21 protein-coding genes are annotated in these 24,936 nt (G+C 59.1%); 7 read left to right on the plus strand and 14 right to left on the minus strand.

Features of this window, described 5'->3' with window-relative positions; translation table 11 throughout:
* The first annotated feature begins 115 nt into the window (after positions 1-115).
* From mltG to gmk, 3 genes are all read left to right on the plus strand, one after another.
* A complete protein-coding gene (gene mltG / locus RTCIAT899_RS06090) occupies positions 116-1,330 on the plus strand; it encodes an endolytic transglycosylase MltG (protein ID WP_015339361.1) in 1,215 nt (404 codons plus the stop codon).
* Between the two features lie 108 nt (positions 1,331-1,438).
* Positions 1,439-2,326: a YicC/YloC family endoribonuclease gene (locus tag RTCIAT899_RS06095; RefSeq protein WP_015339362.1), complete on the plus strand. Its 888-nt coding sequence runs from the start codon at positions 1,439-1,441 to the stop codon at positions 2,324-2,326.
* A 3-nt stretch (positions 2,327-2,329) separates the two neighbouring features.
* Positions 2,330-2,992 carry a guanylate kinase gene (gmk, locus tag RTCIAT899_RS06100; protein ID WP_015339363.1) on the plus strand — a complete coding sequence of 221 codons (663 nt, stop codon included), beginning with the start codon at positions 2,330-2,332 and terminating at the stop codon, positions 2,990-2,992.
* Positions 2,993-2,998: 6 nt separating this feature from the next.
* Here the strand turns inward: gmk and rsmA are convergent, their stop codons facing one another.
* The 7 genes from rsmA to RTCIAT899_RS06135 form a co-directional block, all read right to left on the minus strand.
* Positions 2,999-3,826 carry a 16S rRNA (adenine(1518)-N(6)/adenine(1519)-N(6))-dimethyltransferase RsmA gene (rsmA, locus tag RTCIAT899_RS06105; protein WP_015339364.1) on the minus strand — a complete coding sequence of 276 codons (828 nt, stop codon included), beginning with the start codon at positions 3,824-3,826 and terminating at the stop codon, positions 2,999-3,001.
* Entirely contained in the window at positions 3,826-4,857 is a 1,032-nt protein-coding gene (gene pdxA / locus RTCIAT899_RS06110) for a 4-hydroxythreonine-4-phosphate dehydrogenase PdxA (protein WP_015339365.1), read from the minus strand. Before pdxA ends, rsmA begins: the two co-directional genes overlap by 1 nt.
* A 7-nt stretch (positions 4,858-4,864) precedes the next feature.
* On the minus strand, positions 4,865-5,809 hold the full coding sequence (locus RTCIAT899_RS06115) for a SurA N-terminal domain-containing protein (RefSeq protein WP_015339366.1): 945 nt from the start codon (positions 5,807-5,809) through the stop codon (positions 4,865-4,867).
* A gap of 209 nt (positions 5,810-6,018) precedes the next feature.
* Positions 6,019-8,424 (minus strand): LPS-assembly protein LptD, encoded by a 2,406-nt coding sequence (locus RTCIAT899_RS06120; RefSeq protein ID WP_015339367.1) that lies wholly within the window; start codon positions 8,422-8,424, stop codon positions 6,019-6,021.
* Positions 8,425-9,510 (minus strand): LPS export ABC transporter permease LptG, encoded by a 1,086-nt coding sequence (lptG, locus tag RTCIAT899_RS06125; protein ID WP_015339368.1) that lies wholly within the window; start codon positions 9,508-9,510, stop codon positions 8,425-8,427.
* Positions 9,507-10,685, minus strand: a complete 1,179-nt coding sequence (locus tag RTCIAT899_RS06130; RefSeq protein WP_041677323.1) for an LptF/LptG family permease — start codon at positions 10,683-10,685, stop codon at positions 9,507-9,509. Before RTCIAT899_RS06130 ends, lptG begins: the two co-directional genes overlap by 4 nt.
* A 101-nt stretch (positions 10,686-10,786) precedes the next feature.
* A complete protein-coding gene (locus RTCIAT899_RS06135) occupies positions 10,787-11,569 on the minus strand; it encodes a phosphatase PAP2 family protein (RefSeq protein WP_015339370.1) in 783 nt (260 codons plus the stop codon).
* 203 nt (positions 11,570-11,772) lie between these two features.
* On the opposite strand from RTCIAT899_RS06135, the gene RTCIAT899_RS06140 reads away from it, so the two are divergent.
* Positions 11,773-13,269, plus strand: coding sequence for a leucyl aminopeptidase (locus tag RTCIAT899_RS06140; protein WP_015339371.1), 1,497 nt, complete (start codon positions 11,773-11,775; stop codon positions 13,267-13,269).
* A 133-nt stretch (positions 13,270-13,402) separates the two neighbouring features.
* Positions 13,403-13,852, plus strand: coding sequence for a DNA polymerase III subunit chi (locus RTCIAT899_RS06145; protein ID WP_015339372.1), 450 nt, complete (start codon positions 13,403-13,405; stop codon positions 13,850-13,852).
* A gap of 28 nt (positions 13,853-13,880) precedes the next feature.
* Here the strand turns inward: RTCIAT899_RS06145 and RTCIAT899_RS06150 are convergent, their stop codons facing one another.
* On the minus strand, positions 13,881-14,426 hold the full coding sequence (locus tag RTCIAT899_RS06150) for a GrpB family protein (protein WP_015339373.1): 546 nt from the start codon (positions 14,424-14,426) through the stop codon (positions 13,881-13,883).
* Between the two features lie 75 nt (positions 14,427-14,501).
* Positions 14,502-15,425, minus strand: a complete 924-nt coding sequence (locus RTCIAT899_RS06155; RefSeq protein WP_015339374.1) for a Gfo/Idh/MocA family protein — start codon at positions 15,423-15,425, stop codon at positions 14,502-14,504.
* Between the two features lie 227 nt (positions 15,426-15,652).
* On the opposite strand from RTCIAT899_RS06155, the gene RTCIAT899_RS06160 reads away from it, so the two are divergent.
* Positions 15,653-16,228, plus strand: coding sequence for a TRAP transporter small permease subunit (locus RTCIAT899_RS06160; RefSeq protein WP_015339375.1), 576 nt, complete (start codon positions 15,653-15,655; stop codon positions 16,226-16,228).
* Positions 16,228-17,997 carry a TRAP transporter large permease gene (locus tag RTCIAT899_RS06165; protein WP_015339376.1) on the plus strand — a complete coding sequence of 590 codons (1,770 nt, stop codon included), beginning with the start codon at positions 16,228-16,230 and terminating at the stop codon, positions 17,995-17,997. The genes RTCIAT899_RS06160 and RTCIAT899_RS06165 overlap by 1 nt, the downstream gene beginning before the upstream one ends.
* A 92-nt stretch (positions 17,998-18,089) precedes the next feature.
* Here the strand turns inward: RTCIAT899_RS06165 and RTCIAT899_RS06170 are convergent, their stop codons facing one another.
* The 5 genes from RTCIAT899_RS06170 to RTCIAT899_RS06190 form a co-directional block, all read right to left on the minus strand.
* Positions 18,090-18,422, minus strand: a complete 333-nt coding sequence (locus RTCIAT899_RS06170) for a hypothetical protein (protein ID WP_041677325.1) — start codon at positions 18,420-18,422, stop codon at positions 18,090-18,092.
* Between the two features lie 189 nt (positions 18,423-18,611).
* Positions 18,612-19,721, minus strand: a complete 1,110-nt coding sequence (dctP, locus tag RTCIAT899_RS06175) for a TRAP transporter substrate-binding protein DctP (RefSeq protein ID WP_015339378.1) — start codon at positions 19,719-19,721, stop codon at positions 18,612-18,614.
* Positions 19,722-19,862: 141 nt separating this feature from the next.
* A complete protein-coding gene (locus RTCIAT899_RS06180) occupies positions 19,863-21,923 on the minus strand; it encodes a prolyl oligopeptidase family serine peptidase (protein ID WP_015339379.1) in 2,061 nt (686 codons plus the stop codon).
* A gap of 116 nt (positions 21,924-22,039) precedes the next feature.
* Positions 22,040-22,933, minus strand: coding sequence for a polysaccharide deacetylase family protein (locus tag RTCIAT899_RS06185; protein ID WP_015339380.1), 894 nt, complete (start codon positions 22,931-22,933; stop codon positions 22,040-22,042).
* Positions 22,934-23,037: 104 nt separating this feature from the next.
* The gene (locus RTCIAT899_RS06190; RefSeq protein ID WP_015339381.1) at positions 23,038-24,927 is read right to left on the minus strand and encodes an ABC-F family ATP-binding cassette domain-containing protein; all 1,890 of its coding nucleotides are present in this window, start codon (positions 24,925-24,927) and stop codon (positions 23,038-23,040) included.
* Positions 24,928-24,936 lie beyond the last annotated feature (9 nt).

Genomic DNA, 24,936 nt, shown 5'->3' on the forward strand with positions numbered 1-24,936 from the left:
GGGAACGCCTGATCGGTCGAAGTCGGAGCTCGCGTTCCGCCTTATCTTCTGAACCTGTTTTTTGCCGCATTGCTTGGCCAAAGAGCAGGCAATCACAAAAGGGAAGGGATTGCCGGTGAGCGATACGAACCAGAGCAATGGAACTCCGAACGGGCAGAAAGGGCCGATCATCCCGAAGTCGGCCAATGAAGCCTTGCGTCCGGAGCGTGTTCCGGACCCGCCGAAGCGTTCGCGCAAAGCTCGCAGCCAGATGGTCATCTTTCTGAACTTCCTGATGACGCTGGCAGTTTTTGTTGCCGTCGTTGCGATCGGCGGCGCCTATTACGCGTTTTCGATCTATCAGGGGCCCGGTCCGCTGACGACCAATACGAATTTCATCGTTCGTAATGGTGCCGGCCTCGGCGAGATTGCCAATCGCCTTGAATCCAATAACATCATCAGCGATCAGCGCGTTTTCCGGTGGCTGACGGCCACCTATCTCCATGACGGCGAAACTCTTCGGGCCGGCGAATATGAGATCAAGGCTGGTGCTTCCATGAGGGACATCATGGAACTGCTGAAGTCCGGCAAGTCGATCCTCTATTCCGTTACCCTGCCTGAGGGCCTGACGATTCGGCAGATGTTCAACAAGCTGCAGGCCGATACCGTGCTGGAAGGCGATCTGCCATCGGCGCTGCCGCCGGAGGGCAGCCTGAGGCCCGACACCTATAAGTTTACGCGCGGCACCAAACGCACGGAAATCATTCAGCAGATGGAGGCCGCGCAGACGAAGCTGGTCGAGCAGATCTGGGAAAAGCGCGACTCCAGCGTGCAGTTGGCGAATAAGCAGGATTTCGTCACGCTGGCCTCCATCGTGGAAAAGGAAACCGGTCTTGCCGATGAGCGTGCGCACGTCGCGTCCGTCTTCCTGAACCGCCTCGGCAAGGGTATGCGTCTGCAATCTGACCCCACAGTCATTTACGGCCTCTTCGGCGGCGAAGGGAAGCCGGCCGATCGCCCGATCTATCAGTCCGACCTGAAGAAGGACACGCCTTATAATACTTACCTCATCAAGGGTTTGCCGCCGACGCCGATCGCAAATCCTGGGAGGGACGCTCTGGAGGCCGTTGCCAATCCGTGGAAGACGCAGGATCTTTATTTCGTCGCTGACGGCACGGGCGGACACGTCTTCGCCGCAACGCTGGACGAGCACAACGCCAATGTCAGGCGCTGGCGCAAGCTGGTTGCCGAAAAGGGTGAAGATCCCAGCGCCATTGCCGTGGACGGTCAGCCCGACGATGCTGCCGTCGCTCCCGGCTCAGGCGCACAGCAGAAGAAGAAAACCAACTGATCCTCGCTGTGCCGCGGCTTGCATAGGAAGCGCGGCGCGGATTCACTTTACATTGACCCATAATGCGAAGACTTTCGTTGGATGGGGATAGAATTATCGGAGGCTTGCATGGCATTGCAGTCCATGACCGGTTTTGCCCGGCGTGAGGGAACGAGCGGTCGTGGCCGTTGGGCATGGGAGCTGCGTTCCGTGAACGGCAAGGGATTGGATGTCCGTCTGCGTCTGCCGCCGGGCCTGGAGCGCCTTGAGGCTGATGTCCGGAAGTCGATTGCGGATCGGCTCACGCGCGGCAACCTTCAGGTCAGCCTTTCCCTTTCCATCGAAGAGAGCCGCGTCGAGGTCGTCGTGAATCAGGATGCGCTGGCAGCGGTCCTGGCGCTGCGCGATCAGCTGGCCGGCATCGTCGATCCCGCGCCGTTGCGACTGGAAAGCCTGATGGCCGTGCGCGGTTTGGTGGAATTCAAGGAAGCCGAAGAAAATGAAGACGCGGTCGCTGCTCGAGACGCCGATATCATGGCGGGCCTTGAGGCAGCGCTCGGTGATCTCAGCGACATGCGCCGGCAGGAAGGAGATGCACTCGGCAAGGTGCTGCTCGGCCATGTGGCAACGATCGAGTCGCTGACGACGACGGTCGAGCGTGATCCCTCCCGTTCGCCGCAGCAAATTGCCGCAAGGCTAGCCACGCAGGTTTCGATGCTTCTCGATGGCTCGTCCGGCCTCGACCGCGACCGCCTGCATGCGGAAGCGGCTCTTCTCGCCACCAAGGCCGATCTGCGCGAGGAAGTCGATCGTCTGAAAGCGCATGTGGCGGCAGCGCGCGATCTCATTTCCAAGGGTGGCCCTGTTGGACGAAAGCTCGATTTTCTTGCACAGGAATTTAACCGGGAATCGAATACCATCTGTTCGAAGTCGAATGCAGCGGCGGTTACTGCCGCCGGCATCGAGTTGAAGGTGGTTATCGACCAGTTCCGCGAACAGGTCCAGAATTTGGAGTAGGCCATGAAGCCGGCGACATCCACATCCATTCCGATCGCCCGCCGAGGGCTGATGCTAGCCATCTCCTCGCCGTCAGGTGCCGGCAAGTCGACGATCGCGCGCACACTGCTCGATAAGGACAAGCAGGTGAGCCTCTCCGTCAGCGTCACGACGCGGCAGCGCAGGCCGAGCGAAATCGAGGGCGTGCACTACCATTTCGTCTCGCAGCGCGAATTCGAGCGCCTTCGCGATTCAGACTCCCTGCTGGAATGGGCCGAGGTGCATGGCAATTTCTATGGCACACCGCGCGAGCCCGTGGAGACTGCCATGGCAGAGGGCCGCGACATGCTTTTCGATATCGACTGGCAGGGTGCGCAACAGTTGCAGGAGAAGATGCCGGCTGATGTCGTCTCCATCTTCGTGCTGCCACCGACCATGACGGAGCTGCAGTCGCGCCTGCATCGCCGTGCTGAGGATTCGGAAGAGGTCATCGCCATGCGTCTCGCCAATTCCCGGGCCGAGATCGCTCATTGGCGCGAATACGACTATGTCATCGTCAATGACGATCTGAACGTTGCTTTCGACGCCGTTCAGTCGATCGTCAAGGCCGAGCGCCTGCGCCGCGACCGCCGGCATGGCATGTTCGATTTCGTTCGCGATCTGCTGGAAGAGACGCCGAAGCTGTAAAGCTGATTACAGGCAGTTTGCCAGACGGCAGAATTCTTCTACCGAAAGCGTTTCGGCGCGACGCTGCGGGTCGATATCGGCCTTTAGCAGCAGGGTTTCGCCACCAATTGGCTTCAGGCTCTGGCGCAGCATCTTGCGGCGCTGGCCGAACGCGGCCTGTGTCACCTTCTCCAGCTTGTCGACTGAGCAAGGAACGGGGTTTTCCCTTGGTGTCAGATGCACAACCGTCGAGGTCACCTTCGGCGGGGGCGTGAAGGCCTGCGGAGATATGTCGAACGCCATATGAGCCGATGTCCGCCAGCCGCAGAGCACGCCAAGCCGGCCATAGTGATCATCATCCTCCTGCGCGACGATCCGCTGACCGACTTCCTTCTGGAACATCAGCGTCAGAGACTGCCAGAAAGGCGGCCATTGCGCCGGCAGCAGCCAGTTCACCAAAAGCTGCGTCGCGACATTATAGGGCAGATTGGCGATGATTTTGACTGGCCCTTGCGGGGCAAGGGCGGCAAAATCCGTCTTCAACGCATCGCCTTCGATCACCTCGAGCCGGCCTGGATAGTGATCGGCGATTTCCGCCAGCGCCGGCAGGCAGCGCGCATCGCGTTCGACGGCGATGACCTTGGCCGCCCCGAGCGCCAGGATGGCGCGCGTAAGGCCGCCCGGTCCGGGTCCGACCTCGAAAACGGTGACACCCTCGAGTGATCCCGCTGTGCGCGCGACCTTCTGAGTCAAATTGAGATCGAGGAGGAAGTTCTGCCCAAGCGCCTTGCGCGCATCGAGGCCATGGCGCTGGATTACATCGCGAAGGGGCGGCAAGCCATCGAGAGCGGCCATCAGGGATTGTTTCCGGTCTTGCTGCTGATCTCGTTCGCCAGCTTCAGGGCGGCAACCAGGCTGTCTTCCTTGGCAATGCCCTTGCCGGCGATGCCGAAGGCCGTACCATGATCCGGAGACGTACGGACAAAGGGTAAGCCGAGCGTGACATTGACGGAATCATCAAAGCCGAGCGCCTTGGCGGGGATTAAAGCCTGATCGTGATACATGCAGATCGCGACATCGTAACGTCGACGGGCATCGTCATGGAACATGGTGTCGGCGGGCAGGGGACCGAATGCATCGATGCCCTCGGAGCGGAGCTTGTCGATCGCAGGCCGGACGATTTCGTCGTCTTCCTTGCCGAGCGCGCCATTCTCTCCGGCATGCGGATTAAGGCCAGCAACGGCAAGGCGCGGCTTGGAGATGCCGAAACGGACGCGGAGGTCGTGATCGGTAATCCGGCATGTCTCGGCGATCAGGTCGGAGGTCAGCGCCTCCGGGACGTCTTTCAGCGGGATATGAATGGTGACCGGAATGGCGCGGAGCTTCGGACCGGCAAGCAGCATGACCGGCATGACCGGCTTTCCGGTCGCACGCGTTGCAAGATCTGCCAGGAACTCCGTATGACCGGGAAAGCCAAAACCGGCATCATAGAGCACCGATTTGGCAATCGGATTGGTAACGACTGCGGATGTCTGGCCGCTCATACTGAGAGAAACAGCCATCTCTATGGCGGCGATCGTTCCCTTGGCGGTGGCGACATGCGGTTTGCCGGCGATGACATCGACCCCTGCTTCGATCGGCAGGATTGGCAGTGCGTCGGGAAAAACGCTGCCGGCATTTGCCGGATCGGCGATCGCAAACGGTACAGTCAATCCGAGCTGAGAGGCCCGTGCCGCAAGCACGGCAGCATCGCCGAGAAACAGAAAGGGCGGCAAATTCAACTCGCCGCGACGCAGCCAGGCGGCGAGCGTAATGTCGGGGCCTATGCCAGCCGGATCCCCCTGCGTAAGAGCAAGGGGAAGGGGCAGGGAAGAGCGCTGTGGCATGGTCAAATCAGCGATAGACGATCTGCGCCTTGGAGCGCAGTTCGTCCATGTACTTCTTATCGTTGGCGCTCACACCCGTTGCCTTGTCCTTGCCTATATCCTCGGCGCGGAACACGGCAGCCGCGGCAACGTCATCGTTCACCTGGCGCTGCGAACAAATGGCCACATATTCGACGCCACGATCGGTCACGATGGGAGCGGTCGTATTGCCGGAAGCCTTCTCCAGCATCGGCTTCCACATTTCCGGGACTTCCGGTGCGAGCACACGGCCGAGATCCTGTACGGAAACATCGCGCATCGTAGCGGCAAAGACTTTCGCCTGGTCGCAGCCGGGGAACTTCGACCGTGACGCCTCGGCTTCTGCCTTGCGCGCATTCAGGATCGCGTTGCGCTTCGCTGCCGGTACGACGAAGACGATCTGCTTCAGGAAATACTCGGTCGTAACGGGTTTTGTCTTGTTTTCCGTCATGCGCGTCACGAGATCGTCGTTCGACATTCGGCTTCTTGCGCCGAAACGTGCATTGACAACCCGGGGCCAGCTCATGGAAACGGCGATATAGGACTTGAAATGATCAACGCCGACGCCGGCCTTTTCCAGAATCTGGCTGAGCTGCGCCGGTGTCATCTTGTTGCTGGAGGCGAAGCGGCCGAAAGCGGCATCGACGTCCGTCGTTGAAACGGACATGCGCAGGCGGGAGATCTCCGCGCGCTTCAACGTTTCGTCGACGAGCTGCTCCTTGGCGAGCTTGTTCAGATCGCCCTTCTGGCGCTGCAATTTGAGGAAGGCGACGCGTTTGGCGATGTCACCGGATGTGATCACCTGGCTATTGACGAGAACTTTCACTTCGCTTGCTGCGAAAGCAACATCGCTGCTCGGCACGGCGAAGCTCGCCATAACCAAGGCCGCCGCTCCAAACACCAGAGCGCGCATCGGTGCATTTCCAGAAAACATCAATTACCCCTTCCCAAAGGTATTTCCTGCCAGCATTGCGCCGTTTTGGTGCGCCTGTCGCGCAATACGGCAACTTTGCGCCACATGTCTACATCAAGCGCGATGAATTGCAAAATCCTTGCGGCGAAACAATGACGTCGGAAACAGCAAGCCACGTCAATGCAAAAGAGCCGGCGATGAAGCCGGCTCTTTTGCAGTTTCGATTCATATCAGAATGTCGCGTCCTGGACGCTGCCAAGGTTGACATCGCCAAGCGTACGGAAGGTCAGGCGAGCGCCGATCGACCAATTGCTTGCCGAGCTGGCCGTCGAATCCTTCTTGTCGAGGAAGGACACGGTAAAGATCGTGCATTCGTCCTCGTAGGAAAGACCCACGCCCTGGCGGGTGATCTCATTGCTGTTGAGATCATAGCTGACTGTGCCGAAGACGGACCAGTATTCCTTGAACTTGATCTGCGCGCGCGACTGGATTTCATCCTGATTGCTGGTGAAACCATATTGCGGCTGGGCCGCAATATGCGTGTAGATCAAGGATGTCTGGAACACATCGTTCGAGAAGCCGACGGATGTATCGCCGCGCTTGAAAGCGAAATCCTTCTGGTCGAAGCGATAGGATGTCGCAAGCGAGATACCTTGCGGTGTCGTCAGACCGAACATGGTGACGTAGTCGGAACGGGTCGTTTCAAGCCCCGAATCCGAACCGACGCCAGCCAGATCGTCGGTCGCAAACGAGTTGCGGCCCGCGAGCTGATAGGACTGTCCAAAGATATGCTGAAGCTTGTAACCGCTGTCGAAGCTGGCCGTATAACGCCACCCGACATTCGCGCGTGTACCACCCTCGATGCGATCGAAGCCCGAGAACTTGTCACGATCGAAGAGATTGGTGGCGTCGAAAACGAAGCTCTGTGCATCTTCGTTCGGCAACCGACCAGCAAGCTGTTCGTCCGGCCGCACATAGATCTGTGCGATCGGCTCGAACACGTGCGTGCTGTTGCTTGTCGTGATGAGGAACGGATACTTGGCTTCGAGCCCCGCCGTGACCATGCCACGAGTTGCATAGTCGCTGGTGTCGTAATTGCCAGGATAGTTGAACGATGTGCCGAAAGAGTTGGGCGAGTTCATATCCAGACCATAGACGTCACCGCGCGCCGCCGCCAATGGCGTCAGCACAAGGCCTTCATCGGTCGTAAAGGTACGCTGCCACTGCACCTCAGTGCTCAGGCGCGTATAGTCGCCGGAGAGACCGAGGAAACGGTCGTTCAAGTTGGCATCGCCAAGATTGACTACGTTGTCGAGTGCGGATGTCTTCTCGCGCGACAGGTGCGTGAAATTCATCGTTGCCGACAGCTCGCCCCCGTAAACCGACTTCGGGTCTACGTAGTGATAGTCGATGCTCGGATAGACATATGCCTGCTGCTTTTGTGCCGTGGCGTTATTGTCTGTATCCTGCACGTTATAGTAGAAGGCGCGCATATCGAAGAAATTGCGCTTTCCGATACCTGTCAGATAGGCCTGGTTCGTATGGGTGCTCTGGGTGAGCCCGTCCAGTCCATAGGTGCGCGAGAAATTGTTATCGCTTTGCACCATGACGTCCCAGCCGAAAGTCCAGCGAGGATTGATCCTGAAATCGGCCTTGGAATTGATCATGCCGCGAGTTTTGTTCTCGGCATCAGTCGTCCCGGCCGTGAAGGCGTCCGGATTCATCTGGCTGATGCCGGCGACGCGCAGGGTATGTGTGCCATTCTCGAAACGCTGGCGGAATTCACCCTCGAGCAACAGCCCCTGGTTGCTGAAGCCCGTGGCAGTGACCGTCGCATCCATGCTCGGCGAAATGACGTAATAGTAAGGAACCTTTACGCCAACGCCGAGACGCTGCGAAACGCTCACCGACGGAAACAGGAAGCCGGACTTGCGCTTGACCGTATTGTCGGGAACCGTGACCCACGGAATATAGGCGATCGGCAGGCCGAACAATTCGAAGCGAGCGTGCTCGAGACGAATGGTATGGGTCACGCCATTCTGGACGACGCGTTGTGCTTTGACCTGCCAGAGCGGCGCACGTCCCTGTTCGGAGCAGGCCATGCAGGCGGTGTAAACGCCCTTTGTAAGAATCAGCTGATTGCCGCCGACACGCTCGCCCTTTTCGGCGACCATTCGGGTATTGTCAGGCATTTCAATGCGAAGGGCATTCACGAACCCGTCGGAGAAGCTGTCGGTGACGTCCATTTTGTCACCGTACATGCGATTGCCGTCCGGAGTGATCAACTCGACATTGCCGAGCGCCGTCATTCGTCCGGATTTCTGATTATACTCGACCCGCTGAGCGACCATCCTGTAGCCGCCATAGTTGATCTGGACCGCACCGCTTGCGGTGACGATCTGCGTATCCTTGTTATAGACCAGTTCGTTGGACGAAAGGACTAGCTTTGCGCCGTCCGGCACCTTCACCTTGATAGGGGAGGTCGCAGTGCCGGCACCGCCATTGTTATTGCTGGCATTATTATTGTTGACCTGGGCGTAAGCGACGACCGGGCTCAAAATATATGCACATGCGGCCGTGCCCGTAACCAGGGCAGCCACAAACTTTCTGATACTCTTGCGGTTGCCTGCCGCCACTTAGCCGTCCTCCTGATGAAGCAGGATCGTTGCCCCGAATGCCAATGCGACGATCACGGGTATCCATGTCGCCACATAGGGAGGAACCACTCCGCTGCTCCCGAATGCCTTTACAAGCACGGTGACAACATAAAGCACGAAGCCGGAGAGGATTCCACCCAGAATCACAGAGCGCGATTGATTGAATCTACTGAATTTTAGGGACACGGTTGCCGCAATCAGCGTCATTGCCACCAGAAGGAATGGCTGTGACAGAAGCGAATAAAACTGTGTCTCAAGTGCGTTGGTCGATATGCCGAAGGAGCGTGCGACCTTTATTCGATTAGAAAGATCATAAAAAGCAATGGTTTCCGGTTGAGCCAAGCGTTGCGAAACGAAATCCTGTTTCAGATTCGTACGAACCTGTACCGAACTCTTGTGGTCAGGAATTTCACCAGGCCGCCGCTCGACGACATTGTTAAGAAGCCAGTAACCATCTTGCAACTTAGCCGAGTCGGCATCCTGCCGCAGGACGATATTTCCCTGTGAATCAAAGTGGATAAACACGACACCGGTCAACGTCGTTCCATTGTTCAGAATGGCCTTGGCACCGATGATCGTGTCGTCTTTTCCGCTGGATTGGCGCAGCCATGGAACAGAAAGCGTATTGCGATAGGACGGGTCTCCGCGCAGGTCGGCTTCGATTGTTTCAGCATGTCGCTGACCCCATGCCGCAACCGGATTAAGCGCGAGCATGGTCATGAGACCGACGCAGAAGGCGCCCATCACGAAGGGCGTCATGAATTGCCATACGGAGATGCCGGCCGCGCGCGCGATAACCAGTTCGCGGCGGCGGTTGAGGGCGATCAGCACCGTCATCCCGACGAAGAGCGCGATGAACGGTACCGTCTGCTGCAGGATGAACGGCAGTCTGACCGCCGTCATCAGCAAACCGACGGACACCGTGTATCCGGGCAGTCCGGCAAGACGCCCGGCGGTCTCGCTGAAGTCGACGAGATAGACGATCGAGACGACGCCGAGGAAGAACCAGAACGTTGTTACGATGTAACGCGTGAAGAAGTAGCGCCAGAGCGTGCCGAAAATCATGCACCGCCCCCGTTCGAGCTGCCCGGTGCGGTCGGCATGCGGTCCTGGATTTTTTGTCTCCAACTGTTGAGGCGGTTGCGGATCGAGACGGGCATTGTCATCTTCCGGCTTCGCAGCAAGAGGACAATCGCGATAAGGGCTGCGATGATATTGATGCCGTAGAGAACGCCAATGAATTTGGTCGAATGGTCAATCTGGTTGGCGGCGTAGAAATCAGCCCAGCGCAGCGCGAACGCTATGCCCAGCGCCGATACCATCGGATGCAGCCGCGCCTCGCGATGTGACCGCGCATCGCCCGCAATTACCAGAGATATCAGCGCGAAGATTGCCGGCAATGCCCAGTCGTTGAGCCGGCGATGCAACTCGGCCCGATAATCGCCAGGCCTTTGCTTATAGTCCGGATCGTTCGTGTCCGGATTGAGCAGGAAACCGAGGCTGCGATCGCTGGCTCGCGCATTTGGCTGGCCGCGACTTTGCGTCATGTCCGAGAGGTCGAAAGAGTAGGAATCGAACTTGATGACCGAGACGGTGCCGTCGGGTGTCTTGCGGTGAACTTCACCGTCCTTCATGAGCAGCGACGTACCGCTTGGGTCGACCGCCCCTTCCTTCGCATAATAGATGAGATCGAAGGCGGGATCGCGCGAATCGACCACAAACAATCCCTTGAGGATGCGTCCCGACAGACGCTGCGAAATCTGGACATAGAGCCCGTCCTCGATGCGCCGGAAGTTCTTCTCTTCGATCACTGTGGACAAAAGGTCCGCATAGGCCTCGGCCACCATCTGACGGGCAGCGACGCGGGCTCTCGGTTCGACGACATTGTCGACGAAAAAGGAGAACACGCTAATCGCAATGGCGAGAATCATGATCGGGCGGATGATGATGCTGCGCTTCGCGCCGGCAGCTTCCATGACGGTCAGCTCGGAATCGCTGTTCATCGCGGTCAAGGTCTGCGTGATGCCGATGACCAATGCGAAAGGCAGAACGATCGGGATAATCGTCGGCAGAATGAGCGTCGCGAGCTTTGCGAAGGAGCCCATGGACTGACCGCTATCGGTCACGAGATTGATGCGCTGCAGAACCTGGGTGGTCCAGATAATAGCGAGCACCGGCAGCAGTGCCACCAGGAACATCATACCGACACGCCGTACGATATATGTCTCGAATAACTTCATGCCGGCCCTTAAACGCAACAGCTGCCGGGCGAGCCGACAGAGATTCACCCTCCTCTACGCTGTTTGAGTTTTTTTGGCGACAACCAACTCGAAAAAATTCGTTAATTTTCCGAGATTTTTCTGTCGTGTGTCGTTTGGGATAATGCCAGCAGGGCGGCGAATATGACAGGTGAAGAAAGCCACCCGAGGACGGCATCAGAGACGTAATGCGCGCCAAAAGCCACTCTCAGCGCGGGAATCAGCAGTGAAACCGCCGCGATCGGCAGAGCCGCGGCCGATCGGAATGGCTGCGGGATGATGAGGATGAGGCAAAATAACCAGCCGGCCGCCGCGGCCTCACCGGAGATGAACGAACAGTTGCTGAGACATTTGCCGGCGAAGGACCCGGCATGCACGAAATCAAGGGGGCCACCGAAGAGATCGGTCTGCCGGGGCCGCGGGCGGCCCGAGAACGCCTTCAGCCACAGATTGACGATCAGCACCGGACCGATGAGCAGGGAGCCGAGCGCCACCTTGAGATTGCGGGCTCTGAGCGCATTGAAGGTCGCGCCGTGATCCCGCCAGCATCTGAGCAGCATCCACAGCAGCACGAAGGCGACGACATAGGGTAGTTGAAAGAAGATTTCCCTCAGCAGGCGCATGTGCTGATCGCTGCTATAAGGAAAAATGCCACAGATCTGGTCAGGCCTTGTGCTTCCAAGGCATTGCTGCCGTTGGAAGAACATGTTCGCGATACTGAGATCGATCTGTGGAAAAAGGGAAAACAGACCCAGCAAAGCCCACCAGAGACAGAAGAGGGCAATGAAGGCATCGCCCGCCGTGCGTGGCCGTAGAACCTCCGGAAAACGATCTTCGCGGTTGATGCTGTTGAAATCTATGATCAAGGCGGCTTCCCGGCGAGAATTGCACCGCCGAGGCGGTTAAACACCATCCCACTAGCCTAATCCCGCTGAATGACAGGGATTTGAAGAGGCCGGACATCCCTTATGGAGAGAATACCGCGTCGAAAGCTTGTATTCCTTAGGGAGACCTTGAATGATGGTTGTGCAAAATTCTCTCACTACGACGTATATTTATCGGAGCAGAAATGTCTGTGAAATTCGAGATTTCCTTCGCCAAGTCGGCTCGTCTCAGCGGCGGTCTGGCCATTCTCCTGAAAGACACGGACAGTGAACTGCCGGCGGGGGCGGAGAGCGCCGATCCTGCGAATGTTTTCGCCCGAGCCGCACCTGTATCCGGCTTCAAAGGCAAGGTGCTGAGCAGTCTGGATCTCATCGCGCCTGAGGCCTCGCCCGCCGATCGAATCATCGTCATCGGGGCCGGCAAGGCCAGGAACCTGACCGCGCACGACTGGCTGAAACTCGGCGGCAGTGCGGCGGCAAAAATCCGCAATACTGAGAAGGTTGCGATCTTCCTTGATGCGCCCAACATCGATGTCGGCCCCAAGGAGGCCGCCGATTTTGCCTTGGGCATGCTTCTGCGCGCCTACAGCTTCGATACCTACAAGACGAAGAAGGGCGATGACGACGAGAAGGGAGCCTCCCGCAAGGCGGTGAAGGTGACGATCGTCACACAGGAGGCGGCAGCCACCAAGAAGCTCTATGCGGCCTCCGAAGCCGTGGCCGGCGGCGTGATTCTCGCGCGCGATCTCGTCAACGAGCCGCCGAATGTCCTCGGCCCCGTCGAATTTGCTGCCAAGGCCAAGGAGCTGGAAAAGCTCGGTGTCGAGATCGAGATCCTGACGGAGCGTGAGATGCGCCGGCTCGGCATGGCGGCTCTGCTTGGCGTCGCGCAGGGTTCTGCCCGGCCGCCGCGGCTCGTGATCATGCAATGGAAGGGCGGCAAGGCGAAGGACAAGCCAGTCGCCTTCATCGGCAAGGGCGTCGTCTTCGACACCGGCGGCATTTCCATCAAGCCGGCGGCCGGCATGGAAGACATGAAGGGCGACATGGGCGGCGCGGCAGCCGTCACCGGCCTCATGCATACGCTTGCCGCGCGCGAAGCCAAGGTCAACGCCATCGGCGTCATCGGTCTTGTCGAAAATATGCCCGACGGCAATGCGCAGCGTCCGGGCGATATCGTCACCTCCATGTCCGGCCAGACCATCGAAATCATCAATACCGATGCCGAAGGCCGGCTCGTTCTTTGCGATGCGCTCTGGTACACGAATGACCGCTTCAAGCCGCAGTTCATGATCGATCTGGCAACCTTGACCGGCGCGATCCTCGTGGCGCTCGGCAATCTGCAGGCCGGCCTCTTCAGCAATGACGATAAGCTCGCGGGCGAACTGACGGCGGCTGGTCTTGCGACCGATGAGCGTCTCTGGCGCATGCCGCTTGGCAAGGACTACGACAAGATGATCGACAGCAAGTTCGCCGATATGAAGAATACCGGCGGACGCCATGCCGGCTCGACCACAGCCGCCCAGTTCCTCAAGCGCTTTGTCGGCGACACGCCCTGGGCACATCTCGATATTGCCGGCACGGCGATGGGCTCGGTTCAGGACGAGATCAATCAGTCCTGGGGTTCCGGCTTCGGCGTGCGCCTGCTCGATGAACTGGTCCGTGCCAATTACGAATCGTGACCAGCCCGATTTTGTAAGATAGCGCCTTTCCGCTTTTCTTCGAATCGCGAAAATGCGCTATCCTTCCCTTGTGACGCATTCCGAACGGAAAACCGCTTCGCACTTTTCCTGGAATTGCTCTAGAAGAGGCGCCATGACCGACGTTCTCTTCTATCATCTGACGGAATCGAAGCTTGAAGACGCCCTGCCGCCGCTGATCGACAAGAGCGTCGAACGTGGCTGGCAGGTCGCCGTGCAGATGCGCGAGCCGGCCCGGCGCGATCTCCTCGATAGCCATCTATGGACCTATCGCGAGGACAGCTTTCTACCGCATGGCACGGAGGAAGGCGACATGGCAGACAAGCAGCCGGTGCTGCTGACCATTTCCTCTGAGAACATAAATAATGCCTCGGTGCGTTTCTTCATCGACGGGGCCGAGGCAACGGATGTTGGGACCTATCAGCGCGTCGTGCTGATGTTCGACGGCTACGATCAGGAACAGTTGGAAAGCGCGCGTGCCCAATGGAAGCGCCTGAAAGGCGAGGGACATAACCTCACCTACTGGCAGCAGACGCAGGACGGCCGCTGGGAGAAGAAGGCCTGACCTTCTTCCGATTTGGCGGGAAGGTGCTTTACGCGCCTTCCGACAGGATCTTCTGGATGAAATCCTTCTTCGCCGCCGTATAGGACGCGCGATCATTGGCATATTTTGCCGCAAGCTCGATCTTCAGTGCCTCATAGGCATGCGCCAGATCCGGCTCTCGGCGCAACCGGTCGCGAAAGATCAGGAAGTTGCGCCAGGTCGGGCCGCCATATTCGACCACATGCACGAGGTGCGTGCGGGTATCCCCTTGAATGTCACGACCGAAAATATGGTCGTCCGGGACGATATTGCTGCCGGCATAGACGTAGCCGATAGACGCCATCGGCTCGACACAGGCAAGCCCATCCTCGAAACGCCGCACGCCGACGGCAATATCGATGATCGGCTTGGCCTTTATCGTTGGGATCGAGGTACTGCCGAAATGCTGGACATCGACGGCAAGGTCTCCGAGAGCCTTGCGAATGGCAGCTTCCTCCAGCAAATAGGCTTCATGCCAGCTCTGGTTCGGGTCGGCGAGCTTGACGGATTTGTTACCGACGCCGAGGCCAAAAGATTGTTCATGCTCCGATGCCATAGGCATCTCTCCAGTGAAGACGATGCGCCACGCTAGCACGCCGCGGGCGGCATTGTCTTCACCGGGAAAGCCTCATCAATCGTAAAATGCTTCAACGAATTTGCGCTTGCCGAGCATGAAGGCATCGGCGACGTGGCGCAGCGGCGAAAGATCGACGTCGGATGTCCCGGCTTTGACGATCTCCGCAAAACGGCGATAGAGCGAGGGATATTCGGCTTCGGGCGCCGAGAATGTGAGCTCGCCATTGACGGAAAGCTTGGAGCCGCCTTCGGCCAGAACCATCCGGCCGGCATCCGTCTCTGCGACAATATCCCAGCTCTGCTTGCCGGTCTGGCGCCAGTCAAATTCGGCGTGGACCGGAAGGCCGGTCCCGCTCTTGAAGTGCAGGTCGGCCGCGATCGGCGAATCGCGATTTTCCGGGAATTCGAGTGTCGCGCCGGTCAGGAAAAGCGGCGGCAGGATATGGGTGACGATCGACAGCGCATTGATGCCCGGATCGAAGACGCCGAGCCCGCCGGCCTGCCAGATCCATTCCTGGTTCGGATGCCAGTGGCGGACATCTTCCTTCCAGATTACGTGAGCGCTACGGATATTGGTGCTGGCGAGGAAGCTCTTTGCAGCCTCCACCGCCGGAGCATAGCGCGAGTGCCAGCTAGCAAAGAGCGACACGCCCTTGGCCTTGGCGAGGTTTTCAAGGTCGGCAACTTCACTCAGCGTCGCACCCGGCGGCTTTTCCATGAAAACATGCTTGCCGGCCGAAAGCGCCTTGTAGGCGGCTTCATAACGATATTGCGGCGGCATGCAGAGAGAAACGGCATCGATGTCAGGCACGGCATCGAGCATGGCTTCGATCGTCGTGAAAGCGGGAATGCCTTCGACGGTGCCATGACGGCTTGCCGTGGCGATCAATTTGAAATCCGCATTGTTCGCGATGGACGGAAGATGCTGGTCGCGGACGATCTTGCCGACACCGACGATAGCGAGGTTGATGGGGGACATGTGCGTCTCTCGATTAGTATGATTATTGATGCGATCTTTATCAGAATGCCGCATGTGGGCAAGGGCGGCAAATCGCAAATGCAGGAGTCAGGCCCAATCTTGGACCATCGTGGCCAGGCGTCATCATGCTTGGAAAACGGGTGCGGGCTCTTGATTCACAGCCTGAAATCGGCACTCTTCCACTGCGCGGCCAAAAGATCCGGGAAGAATCGCTGCGGGGGGAAATCATGAAAACATTGCTCGGCTTCAGCCGAATCGTCGACTATTTGACTGAGATCATTGGAAAATCGGTCTCATGGCTTATTCTGGTGGCCGTCTTGGTCAGCGCCGGAAACGCGATCGTCCGTAAGGTCTTCAACATCTCGTCCAATGCCTGGCTGGAAGCGCAATGGTATCTGTTCGGCGCAGCCTTCATGCTCGCCGCCGCCTACACGCTGCGCCAAAACGAGCATATCCGCATCGACATCGTCTACGGGTCGCTGTCGCGCCGGGTGCAGCATTGGATCGATCTCCTCGGCCACTGCCTGTTCCTAATGCCCTTCGTGCTGTTGATGGTCTACGATCTCGTGCCCTACGTCCGCACCTCGTTCATGTCCGGAGAGGTGTCTTCCAGCGCCGGAGGCCTGATCATCTGGCCGGGCAAGGCATTGCTGCTGGCGGGCTTCTTTTTGCTGGCGCTGCAGGGGATCTCCGAGATCATCAAGAAGATCGCCGTCATGCGCGGCGATGTGGATGATCCGACGCCCTATGTACCGACGCATGCGCCGCTCGATATCGAAACCCCGGCCGGGGAGGCGCGCTGATGATCGAATTCATCGCCGTGAACATGGCGCCGATCATGTTTGCCTCGCTGATCATTTTCCTGCTTCTGGGTTATCCGGTCGCCTTCGCGCTTGCTGCGAACGGGCTGCTGTTCTTCTGGATCGGCGTCGAGCTCGCGCCCTATTCGGGCGGCACCATTAATCTATCATGGCCGCTTCTCAACGCGCTGCCGGACCGCTTCTGGGGGGTGATGTCGAACGACACGCTGCTGGCGATCCCATTCTTCACCTTCATGGGCATCGTTCTGGAGCGATCCGGCATGGCCGAAGACCTGCTCGACACGATCGGCCAGTTGTTCGGGCCGATCCGCGGCGGTCTTGCCTATGCGGTGATTTTCGTTGGCGCGCTGCTGGCGGCCACCACCGGCGTCGTCGCGGCTTCGGTTATCGCCATGGGGCTGATCTCGCTGCCGATCATGCTGCGTTATGGCTATGACCGGCGGGTCGCCTCCGGCGTCATCGCCGCTTCCGGCACGCTGGCGCAGATCATTCCGCCGTCGCTCGTCCTGATCGTGCTTGCCGACCAGCTCGGTCGTTCCGTTGGCGATATGTATGCCGGCGCGCTCATTCCCGGCCTGGTGCTGACCGGTCTCTACATGCTCTATGTATTGATCATGTCGATCGTGAAGCCGAACTCCATGCCGGCATTGCCGAAGGAGGCTCGCTCGCTTGGCTCCGGCGTCATGTCCTTGCTGATCGCATTGTTGATATGCGCCGGCGTGGCCTATGCCGCGCACGTTTACCTGACCCCCGCCTATGGCGAAAACGCCGACATTCTCGGCGCAACTGTCGGCGTCGCCTTCATCTATGCGATCGCGGTGCTCGACAAGGGGATGAAGCTCAACGTGATGTCCCGGCTGGCGCAGCAGGTCATTATTGTCCTCATTCCACCGCTGGCGTTGATTTTCCTCGTGTTGGGCACCATTTTCCTCGGCATCGCGACACCGACGGAGGGCGGTGCCATGGGCGCGGTCGGTGCGCTCATAATGGCAGCTGCCAAAGGTCGGCTGAGCATGGAGGTCGTCCGCTCCGCGCTGACCTCGACGACAAGGCTTTCAGCCTTCGTGTTGTTCATCCTGATCGGCTCGCGCGTCTTTTCGCTGACCTTCTACGGCGTCAACGGCCATGTCTGGGTTGAGCATCTGCTGGTGTCGCTGCCCGGCGGCGAGGTCGGCTTCCTGATCGCGGTCAACATCCTCGTCTTTGTGCTGGCCTTTTTCCTCGATTTCTTCGAGCTTGCCTTCATCATCGTGCCGCTGCTGGCGCCGGCAGCCGACAAGCTGGGCATCGATCTCATCTGGTTCGGTGTCCTGCTCGGCATCAACATGCAGACGAGCTTCATGCACCCGCCCTTCGGTTTCGCGCTGTTCTATCTCCGCTCGGTCGCTGCCCGTGTGCCCTATCTCGACAGGGTGACGGGCAAGCAGATCGCGCCCGTCACGACCGGCCAGATCTATTGGGGATCCGTGCCTTTCGTCGGCATCCAGATCCTGATGGTGGCATTGACGATCATGTTCCCGCAGATGGTCATGCACTACAAGGGAGCAGGCACGGGCGTCGATCCCAACACGATCAAGATCGAGGTCCCCGGCTTCGGCGCGCCCGGCCAGGACAATGGCGGTGGCCTCGGTCTGCCGGGGCTGCAGCTTCCAGGCGGCAATCCGCTTGACGGCAAGCCGGCGGATCAGGGCGGCGGCGATCAGCCGAAGCCGCCAGCCAACGATCTCAGCCAGCCTCCGTCGTTTAATTAAAAGCAAGAATACCTCCTCCCTTTGGGGAGAAGGTATTCATCTGTGCCAAAATACTGACCTGAGATATTACCTCGCCTGCTTCGGAATAAGTATCATTTGCAGCCTTTGGCCTTCATCGTATTTTGAATGGATAGGACCTTACCTTTGGTGACGGAGACAAGGCCTTCCTTATCACCACCTGTCACGCTGGACATAGGCACGCCAACCAGGAAGACACCGAAGGCATCGCCGTTGGCGGCGTTGTTCTGGTCTTTCGAAAGGGCCGTCAGTTTTCCTTGTTCGGCACTGAGTTCTCGGGTGAGGCCTGTGCAATCAAGGTTGGAATAAGCAGCCATTGGAATTTCTGTAGGAACAATGGCATCGGGACGTTTGGCGCAAGCGGCGAGTGGCAATAAGGCGATTATTGCAAATTGTTTTCGGTTCATAAAATTCCCCAGCGTTGAGACAATAATAGCTAGCAACAACGCAGGAGAGAATTGAGTTGAAATATTAATCAACCACAGGAATTTCGTTTCGCGTGAGAAACGGCAAGTCTTTATTCTCGGCCATCAATTCGCTTGGGCGGAGCTTGGGACAAACTCCGCCCGGAAAGGCTATGTCGCCAATTGCCCCACTCAAATCTTCCCAGAGCGCTGCAGCGTCATCATGTAGACGTCGTAGCTGTACTCGGCGACCTGGGTATAGAGATAGTGCTGGCCGCGGAAGCCCTTGATCGATTCCCAGATCTTCTTGAAGGTCGGGTTGTTGGCTTCCATCTCGGCATAGACCTCGTTGGCCTTGTCGAAGCAGGCATTCATGATCTCGGTGCTGAAGGGTCTAAGCTTCGCCCCTTCTGCAACGACCCGCTTGATGGCTGCCGGGTTCAGGTAATCGTATTTCTGCAGCATGTTCGCGTCGGTCGCCTGCGCGGCCGTGCGCAGCAGCGATTGATAGGCCTTCGGCAAGCCTTCATAGGCCGCCTTGTTGAACATGACATGCACCGTCGGGCCGCCTTCCCACCAGCCGGGATAATAGTAGTAGGGCGCGACCTTGTAGAAGCCGAGCTTCTCGTCGTCATAGGGGCCGACCCATTCGGCCGCATCGATCGTGCCTTTTTCCAGCGCCGGATAGATATCGCCGCCGGCGATCTGCTGTGGCACGACGCCGAGGCGTTCGACCACTTTGCCGGCAAAGCCGCCGATGCGCATCTTCAGACCCTTGAGATCGGCAACCGTATTGATTTCCTTGCGGAACCAGCCCCCCATCTGCACGCCGGTATTACCGGCCGGGAAGCCGATCAGCCCCTGCGTCGCCAGGAATTCGTTGAACATGTCGATGCCGCCGCCGTGATATTGCCAGGCATTCATGCCGCGGGCGTTGAGCGCGAAAGGAACGGCAGCTCCCAAGGCCCAGACCGGATCCTTGCCCCAATAATAATAGGCGACCGAATGGCAGGCTTCGACGGTTCCGGCCGAGGTCGCGTCGGCCGCCTGCAGACCAGGCACGATTTCGCCGGCCGCAAAGACCTGGATGTTGAAATTGCCGTCTGTGGCTTCAGACACATATTTCGACAGCACTTCGCCGCCGCCATAGATCGTATCGAGCGATTTCGGAAACGACGATGTCAGACGCCAGTTGATCTTCGGATTGCTCTGGGCAATGGCCGGAGCAGCAAGCGTTGCGGCAGCTGCCACCGAACCCGCACCGGCGACGCCGGCCTTGCGCAGAAATGAACGACGATCCATCTATTACTCCCCCCGGATACGAGCGGGCGGGTTCGCCCGCTCTTCGTGATCACGGCTGCAGCTAATCACGCCCCTCGACGCGTTTCAAGCGTATCGGAAGCTCGTGCAACCATTGATTTTTGCTCGAACCGCAAGAGGGGCCTATAGGTTTTTGCCTTTCACGATCGTTTCCCGCAGGAAGCTGTAGCCCAGCGCGGTACGTGTCGCGCGTTCCGTCGAAGCGCCGTCACCGCCATGGCCGCCCGAGCCGAATTCGTGGAACAGCGGGTGATGGCCGAGCGCTTCCAATTGAGCCGCAAAACGCCGGGCATGAGAGGGGTGAACCCGGTCGTCATTACTCGAGCTTTCGATGTAGATCGACGGATAAGTGATCTCGGAGATAGCCTTGACATTGTGCAGCGGGGAATAGGTCACCAGGTAATCGCGGTCCGCCGGATTGTCGGGATCGCCATATTCGTCGATCCAGGCTTTTCCGGCCGGGAAGACATGAAAGCGGGTCATATCCAGGACAGGCACCTGGCACCAGATGGCACCGAAATCCTTTGGATAGCGTGTCGTCATGACGCCAGTCAAAAGTCCACCATTGCTGCCGCCATTGCCGGCAATGCGCGACGGCTTGGTATAGCCGCGGGCGACGAGATCGCGGGCGACGGCGGCAAAGTCCGCGAAGGCCTTGTGGCGCCCGTGCCCTTTGGCAGCACGGTGCCAGTTCGGCCCGAATTCGCTGCCGCCGCGAATATAGGCCATGACATAGGCGTTGCCTTGCTCCAGCCAGCGGCCAATGACACCGGAATAATAGGGGCCAAGCGAGACGTCGAAGCCGCCATAGCCATACATCAGCACCGGCAGTTCACCCTTGGTCCAGCTTCTCGGCAGGACGATATGATAGGGAATTTTCGTGCCGTCTTCCGAAGTGGCTTCCAGCAGGACGGAACTCATACCTTCGCTGTCGAAATAGGTTGGGGAGCTGGCAATGTGCCTGAGTTCAAGCGGAGTCTGGCGATCGCCAAGATCCAGCCGGTAGGAGGTGGGCGGCTGCAGAAAGCCCGCGCCATAGACCTGCAGCGTATCATCGCCGAGATGCAGATCGGAATAGAGCGGTGCGACCGACACTGTCTGAACATCCGCCGGCAGTGCGATTTCGCGGATTTCGGCATCGGTCCTGGTCAGATCGAGAACGAAGAGATGCGGTTGCATATTGTCCGAGACAATGAAGACGCACCATTCGCGCAGCAGCAGGAATTGCGAAACCGATTGTCGCTCATTGGGCGAAAACAGAATGCGTCTTTCATCAGCATCGCTCTTGCCGGCCTCCCGTGGCAAGGGCTGCAGGGCCAGGCTGCCGGCCGGAATCCGTTCATCGGTCTTGGCAAGCCAGATCAGATGAGAGTGGTTGAATCCGAACTCGGCATCCTTCGGCAGGTCGATCCGCCGCAGCGAGCCGTCCCGATCCTCGATGAAATGGCTGGCGCTGCCGATTTCGTGACCTGCGCTGAAGATCCGGATCGGCTTGGCCGCATCTCCCGTCGCAAGACCAGCGAGCTGCGGATCGAAGATCGAACAGGAGCCATAGATGTCGCTGTCATCGGCGGCATAGAGCACGGGCGCATCCGCCGGCGACTGTCCGCGTTTCAGGCGGCGGCCGACGCGCGGCCAGCCGGAACGCGTCGAGGATTCGCGGTCGATGGAGCCGAAATAGGCGATTTCGTCACGGCCGAGCCAGGTCGCGTGACTGCGCACGGCCGGCGTGTCGAAGCCGCCTTCGACGATGCTCTTCGTCTCGCAATCGAATTCGAGCATCCGAATGGGATCGGAGCCGCCATCGGAAAGGCAAAGCAGCACGCGCGTCGGCTCCCAGGGGCAGGTGATGGCGCCGCGCCAGAGCCATTTTCTGCCCTCTTTGGCGCAGAAGGCGTCGAGATTGAAGATCGGTTCCCAGGGAGCATCGGGTAGAGGGGCAAGATCGGCCGACAGCCGGTACCAGCGACCGAGCGGATGATCGGCGCTGCGATGAAAATCGAACAGCCAGTTGCCGCGCCGAGTGGTGGTGATCAACCGGTCCTCGCGTTCGATCATCTCCTTGATGGCATCGCGGTCCGCCTCGAATTCCGGCGTCTTTAGCAGCCGCTCGGAGTCCGCATCCATTTTGGCGACGAATTGCAAGGTTTGCGGATCGTCGTCGCGTTCGAGGTGGAGGTGCATGGCGGCTCCGGATTCTATTGCTGATGGTGATGAAGCATCAGCAAACCAAAATACGGGCGTTGAAGCAACCGTGCTTCCGCGCCGTATTGGTCATAGATTTTTCGGTATTACCCGGCTCAGCGGACCATCTTGGTGCCGGCCTGCGCGACGAGATTGGTCGCCGGACCCGGTTCGCGCTTGTATTTCAGCGTGACGACCTTGTAGCCCTCATTCTCCAGCCTGCTCAGGAGAGCAGGCAGCATCCTGACAGTGCGTTGGTGGATGTCGTGCATCAGGACGATACCGCGGCCGCGCTGATGGAGCTGCTTCATGGTGCGATCGACCACAGAGGCGGGCTTCGAAGTGAAGTAATCCTTGCTGTCGATATCGACATCCATGACAATCATGTCGCGGGCCGCGATGGCGGAGCGCAGGCGCTTGGAGTCGGCAAGGTAGGGGAAGCGGAAGAAGGGAACGTCCGTGCCGATCGCCTTGGTGACGGCATCCTTGCCGCGGGCGATCTCGGTCATCGCCGCGTCGAAAGTCATCTTGTCGAGATCGGGATGGCGGAAGGTGTGGCTGCCGATCGCATCGCCATGGGCGAGAACTTCGCGTGCCGTCGCTGGGTGAGCTTGTGCCATCTCCCCGACCATCATGAACGCCGCCTTAACGCCGAACTTGTCGAGCGTAGCGAGAATGCGCTCCGTCTTGCCAGGAGCCGGACCATCGTCGAAGGTCAGAATGACCTCCTTGTCGGCGAGCCTGATATCCTTGAGCGACGAGACTTCGAGCGTGCGGCCGGCAAGATTGTGCGGGCCGCCCATGCCGGCCAGGTCATCCCGGGTTTCGAGATCGGCGACGAGCCATTTCTTCGGCTCCATCTCGATGGGATCGTTGGCCTTCAGCGGCTTGTGGCGCGGCTCCTCGGCGGCATAGCTGCTCTTGAGCGACGCTTCATTGCCTGGCTTCGTGGCGCATCCTCCGAGAGCCAGGGACACGGCAAGGCCAGCCAGCAACAGACGGTAGTTCATCAGAATCGCTCAACACTATGTCTATGAAAGTTGAGCGCATATTCTGCAGTTATGGTTAATGATCGGTTAGGAGCGACCGCGAATTCCTTAACAAGCAGTCAGCTTCAGCCGGCCATGCCGCTTTCATATTCCGATGAAAGTTCCAGCCACTGCTCCTCGGCTGCCGCAAGCTTCTCGGCGGCATCGGCGCGCTGCTTTGCCTTTTCCGCAGCCTTTGCCGGTGCCTTCTCGTAGAGGGCGGGATCCGCAAGTTCTGCATCAAGGGCCTGAATCAGTTTCTCAAGCTTGCCGGTCAAGGATTCGATTTCGTTGATCTTCTTCTTGAGCGGCGCTAGCGACGCGCGCCGATCGGCGTTGAGCTTGCGCTGATCCGCTTTGGAAACGGAATCGTCGATGCCGTTCATCTTGGCCTTCTCGTCCTTCGACTTCGGGCTAGCGACGACGAGGCTGCGGTATTCTTCGAGATCGCCGTCGAAGGTCGTGACCGTACCGTCACGCACCAGCCAGAGACGATCGACGGTGGCTTCGATCAGGTGGCGGTCGTGTGAGATCAGGATGACCGCACCGGAATAATCGTTCAGCGCCTGGATCAGCGCATTGCGGCTGTCGATATCGAGATGGTTCGTCGGTTCGTCGAGGATCAGCAGGTTCGGTGCGTCGAAGGCGGCAAGGCCCATGAGAAGGCGCGCCTTCTCGCCGCCGGAGAGATCCTTGACCTGCGTGTCCATCTTCTCCGTCGCCAAGCCCATCTGTGCAACGCGGGCGCGGACCTTCGCTTCCGGTGTCTCAGGCATGCGGCGGCGGACATGTTCGACGGCGGTCTGGTTCGGAATGAGATCGTCGAGCTGATGCTGGGCAAAGAAGCCGATCTTCAGGTTCGGTGCGAGCCTGACTTCGCCGCTCTCCGCGCCCAGCCGGCCTGAAATGAACTTCGCGAAGGTCGATTTGCCGTTGCCGTTGGAGCCGAGCAGCGCGATGCGGTCGTCGGCATCGATGCGCAGGTTCAGGCGCTTGAGGATAGGCTTGCCCGGCTCGTAGCCAACGGCACCGCCGCTGATCGCGATGATCGGTGAGGCGGGCTGCTTCTCCGGCTCCGGAAAGCTGAAGCCCATCACATGGTCTTCGATGACGGCGGCGACGGTGCCCATGCGCTCCAGCGCCTTGACGCGCGACTGCGCCTGTCGCGCCTTCGAGGCCTTGGCCTTGAAGCGGTCGATGAAGCTCTGCAGATGCTTGCGTGCCGCGTCGTTCTTCGCCTTCGCCTTCATCTGCAGTTCGTCGGCCTCGGCCTTCTGCCGCTCGAACTGGTCGTAGGAGCCGCGATAGAAGGTGAGCTTCTTCTGGTCGAGATGCACGATGGAGTTGACAGCCGTGTTCAAAAGATCGCGGTCGTGCGAGATGATGATGACGGTGTGAGGGTAGCGGCGGATATAGTCCTCAAGCCAGAGCGTGCCTTCAAGGTCGAGATAGTTCGTCGGCTCGTCGAGCAGCAGCAGATCCGGCTCGGAAAACAGTACGGCCGCAAGAGCCACGCGCATGCGCCAGCCGCCGGAGAAGGAGGAGGCGGGACGCTTCTGCGCTTCATGGTCGAAGCCGAGGCCGGCGAGGATGCTGGCGGCACGCGCTTCGGCCGAATGCGCATCGATATCGGCAAGCCGCGTCTGGATATCGGCGATGCGGTGCGGATCGGTCGCGGTTTCGGCTTCCGCGAGCAGTGCGGAGCGCTCCTTATCCGCTGCCAGGACGATATCGATCAGAGGTTCTTCAGTGCCGGGGGCCTCCTGCGCCACCTGGCCGATGCGCGCATTGCGCGGGATCGAGACCGAGCCGCTTTCGGCAGCAAAATCGCCGGTGATGATCCTGAACAGCGTGGATTTGCCAGCACCGTTCTTGCCGACGAGGCCAGCCTTCGTGCCCGCCGGAAGCGTCACGCTGGCATGATCGATGAGAAGGCGGCCGGCAATGCGGGCGGAAAGGTCTGAAATCGAAATCATGGCGCGGTT

This window comes from Rhizobium tropici CIAT 899, from assembly GCF_000330885.1.
GTDB lineage: Bacteria > Pseudomonadota > Alphaproteobacteria > Rhizobiales > Rhizobiaceae > Rhizobium > Rhizobium tropici.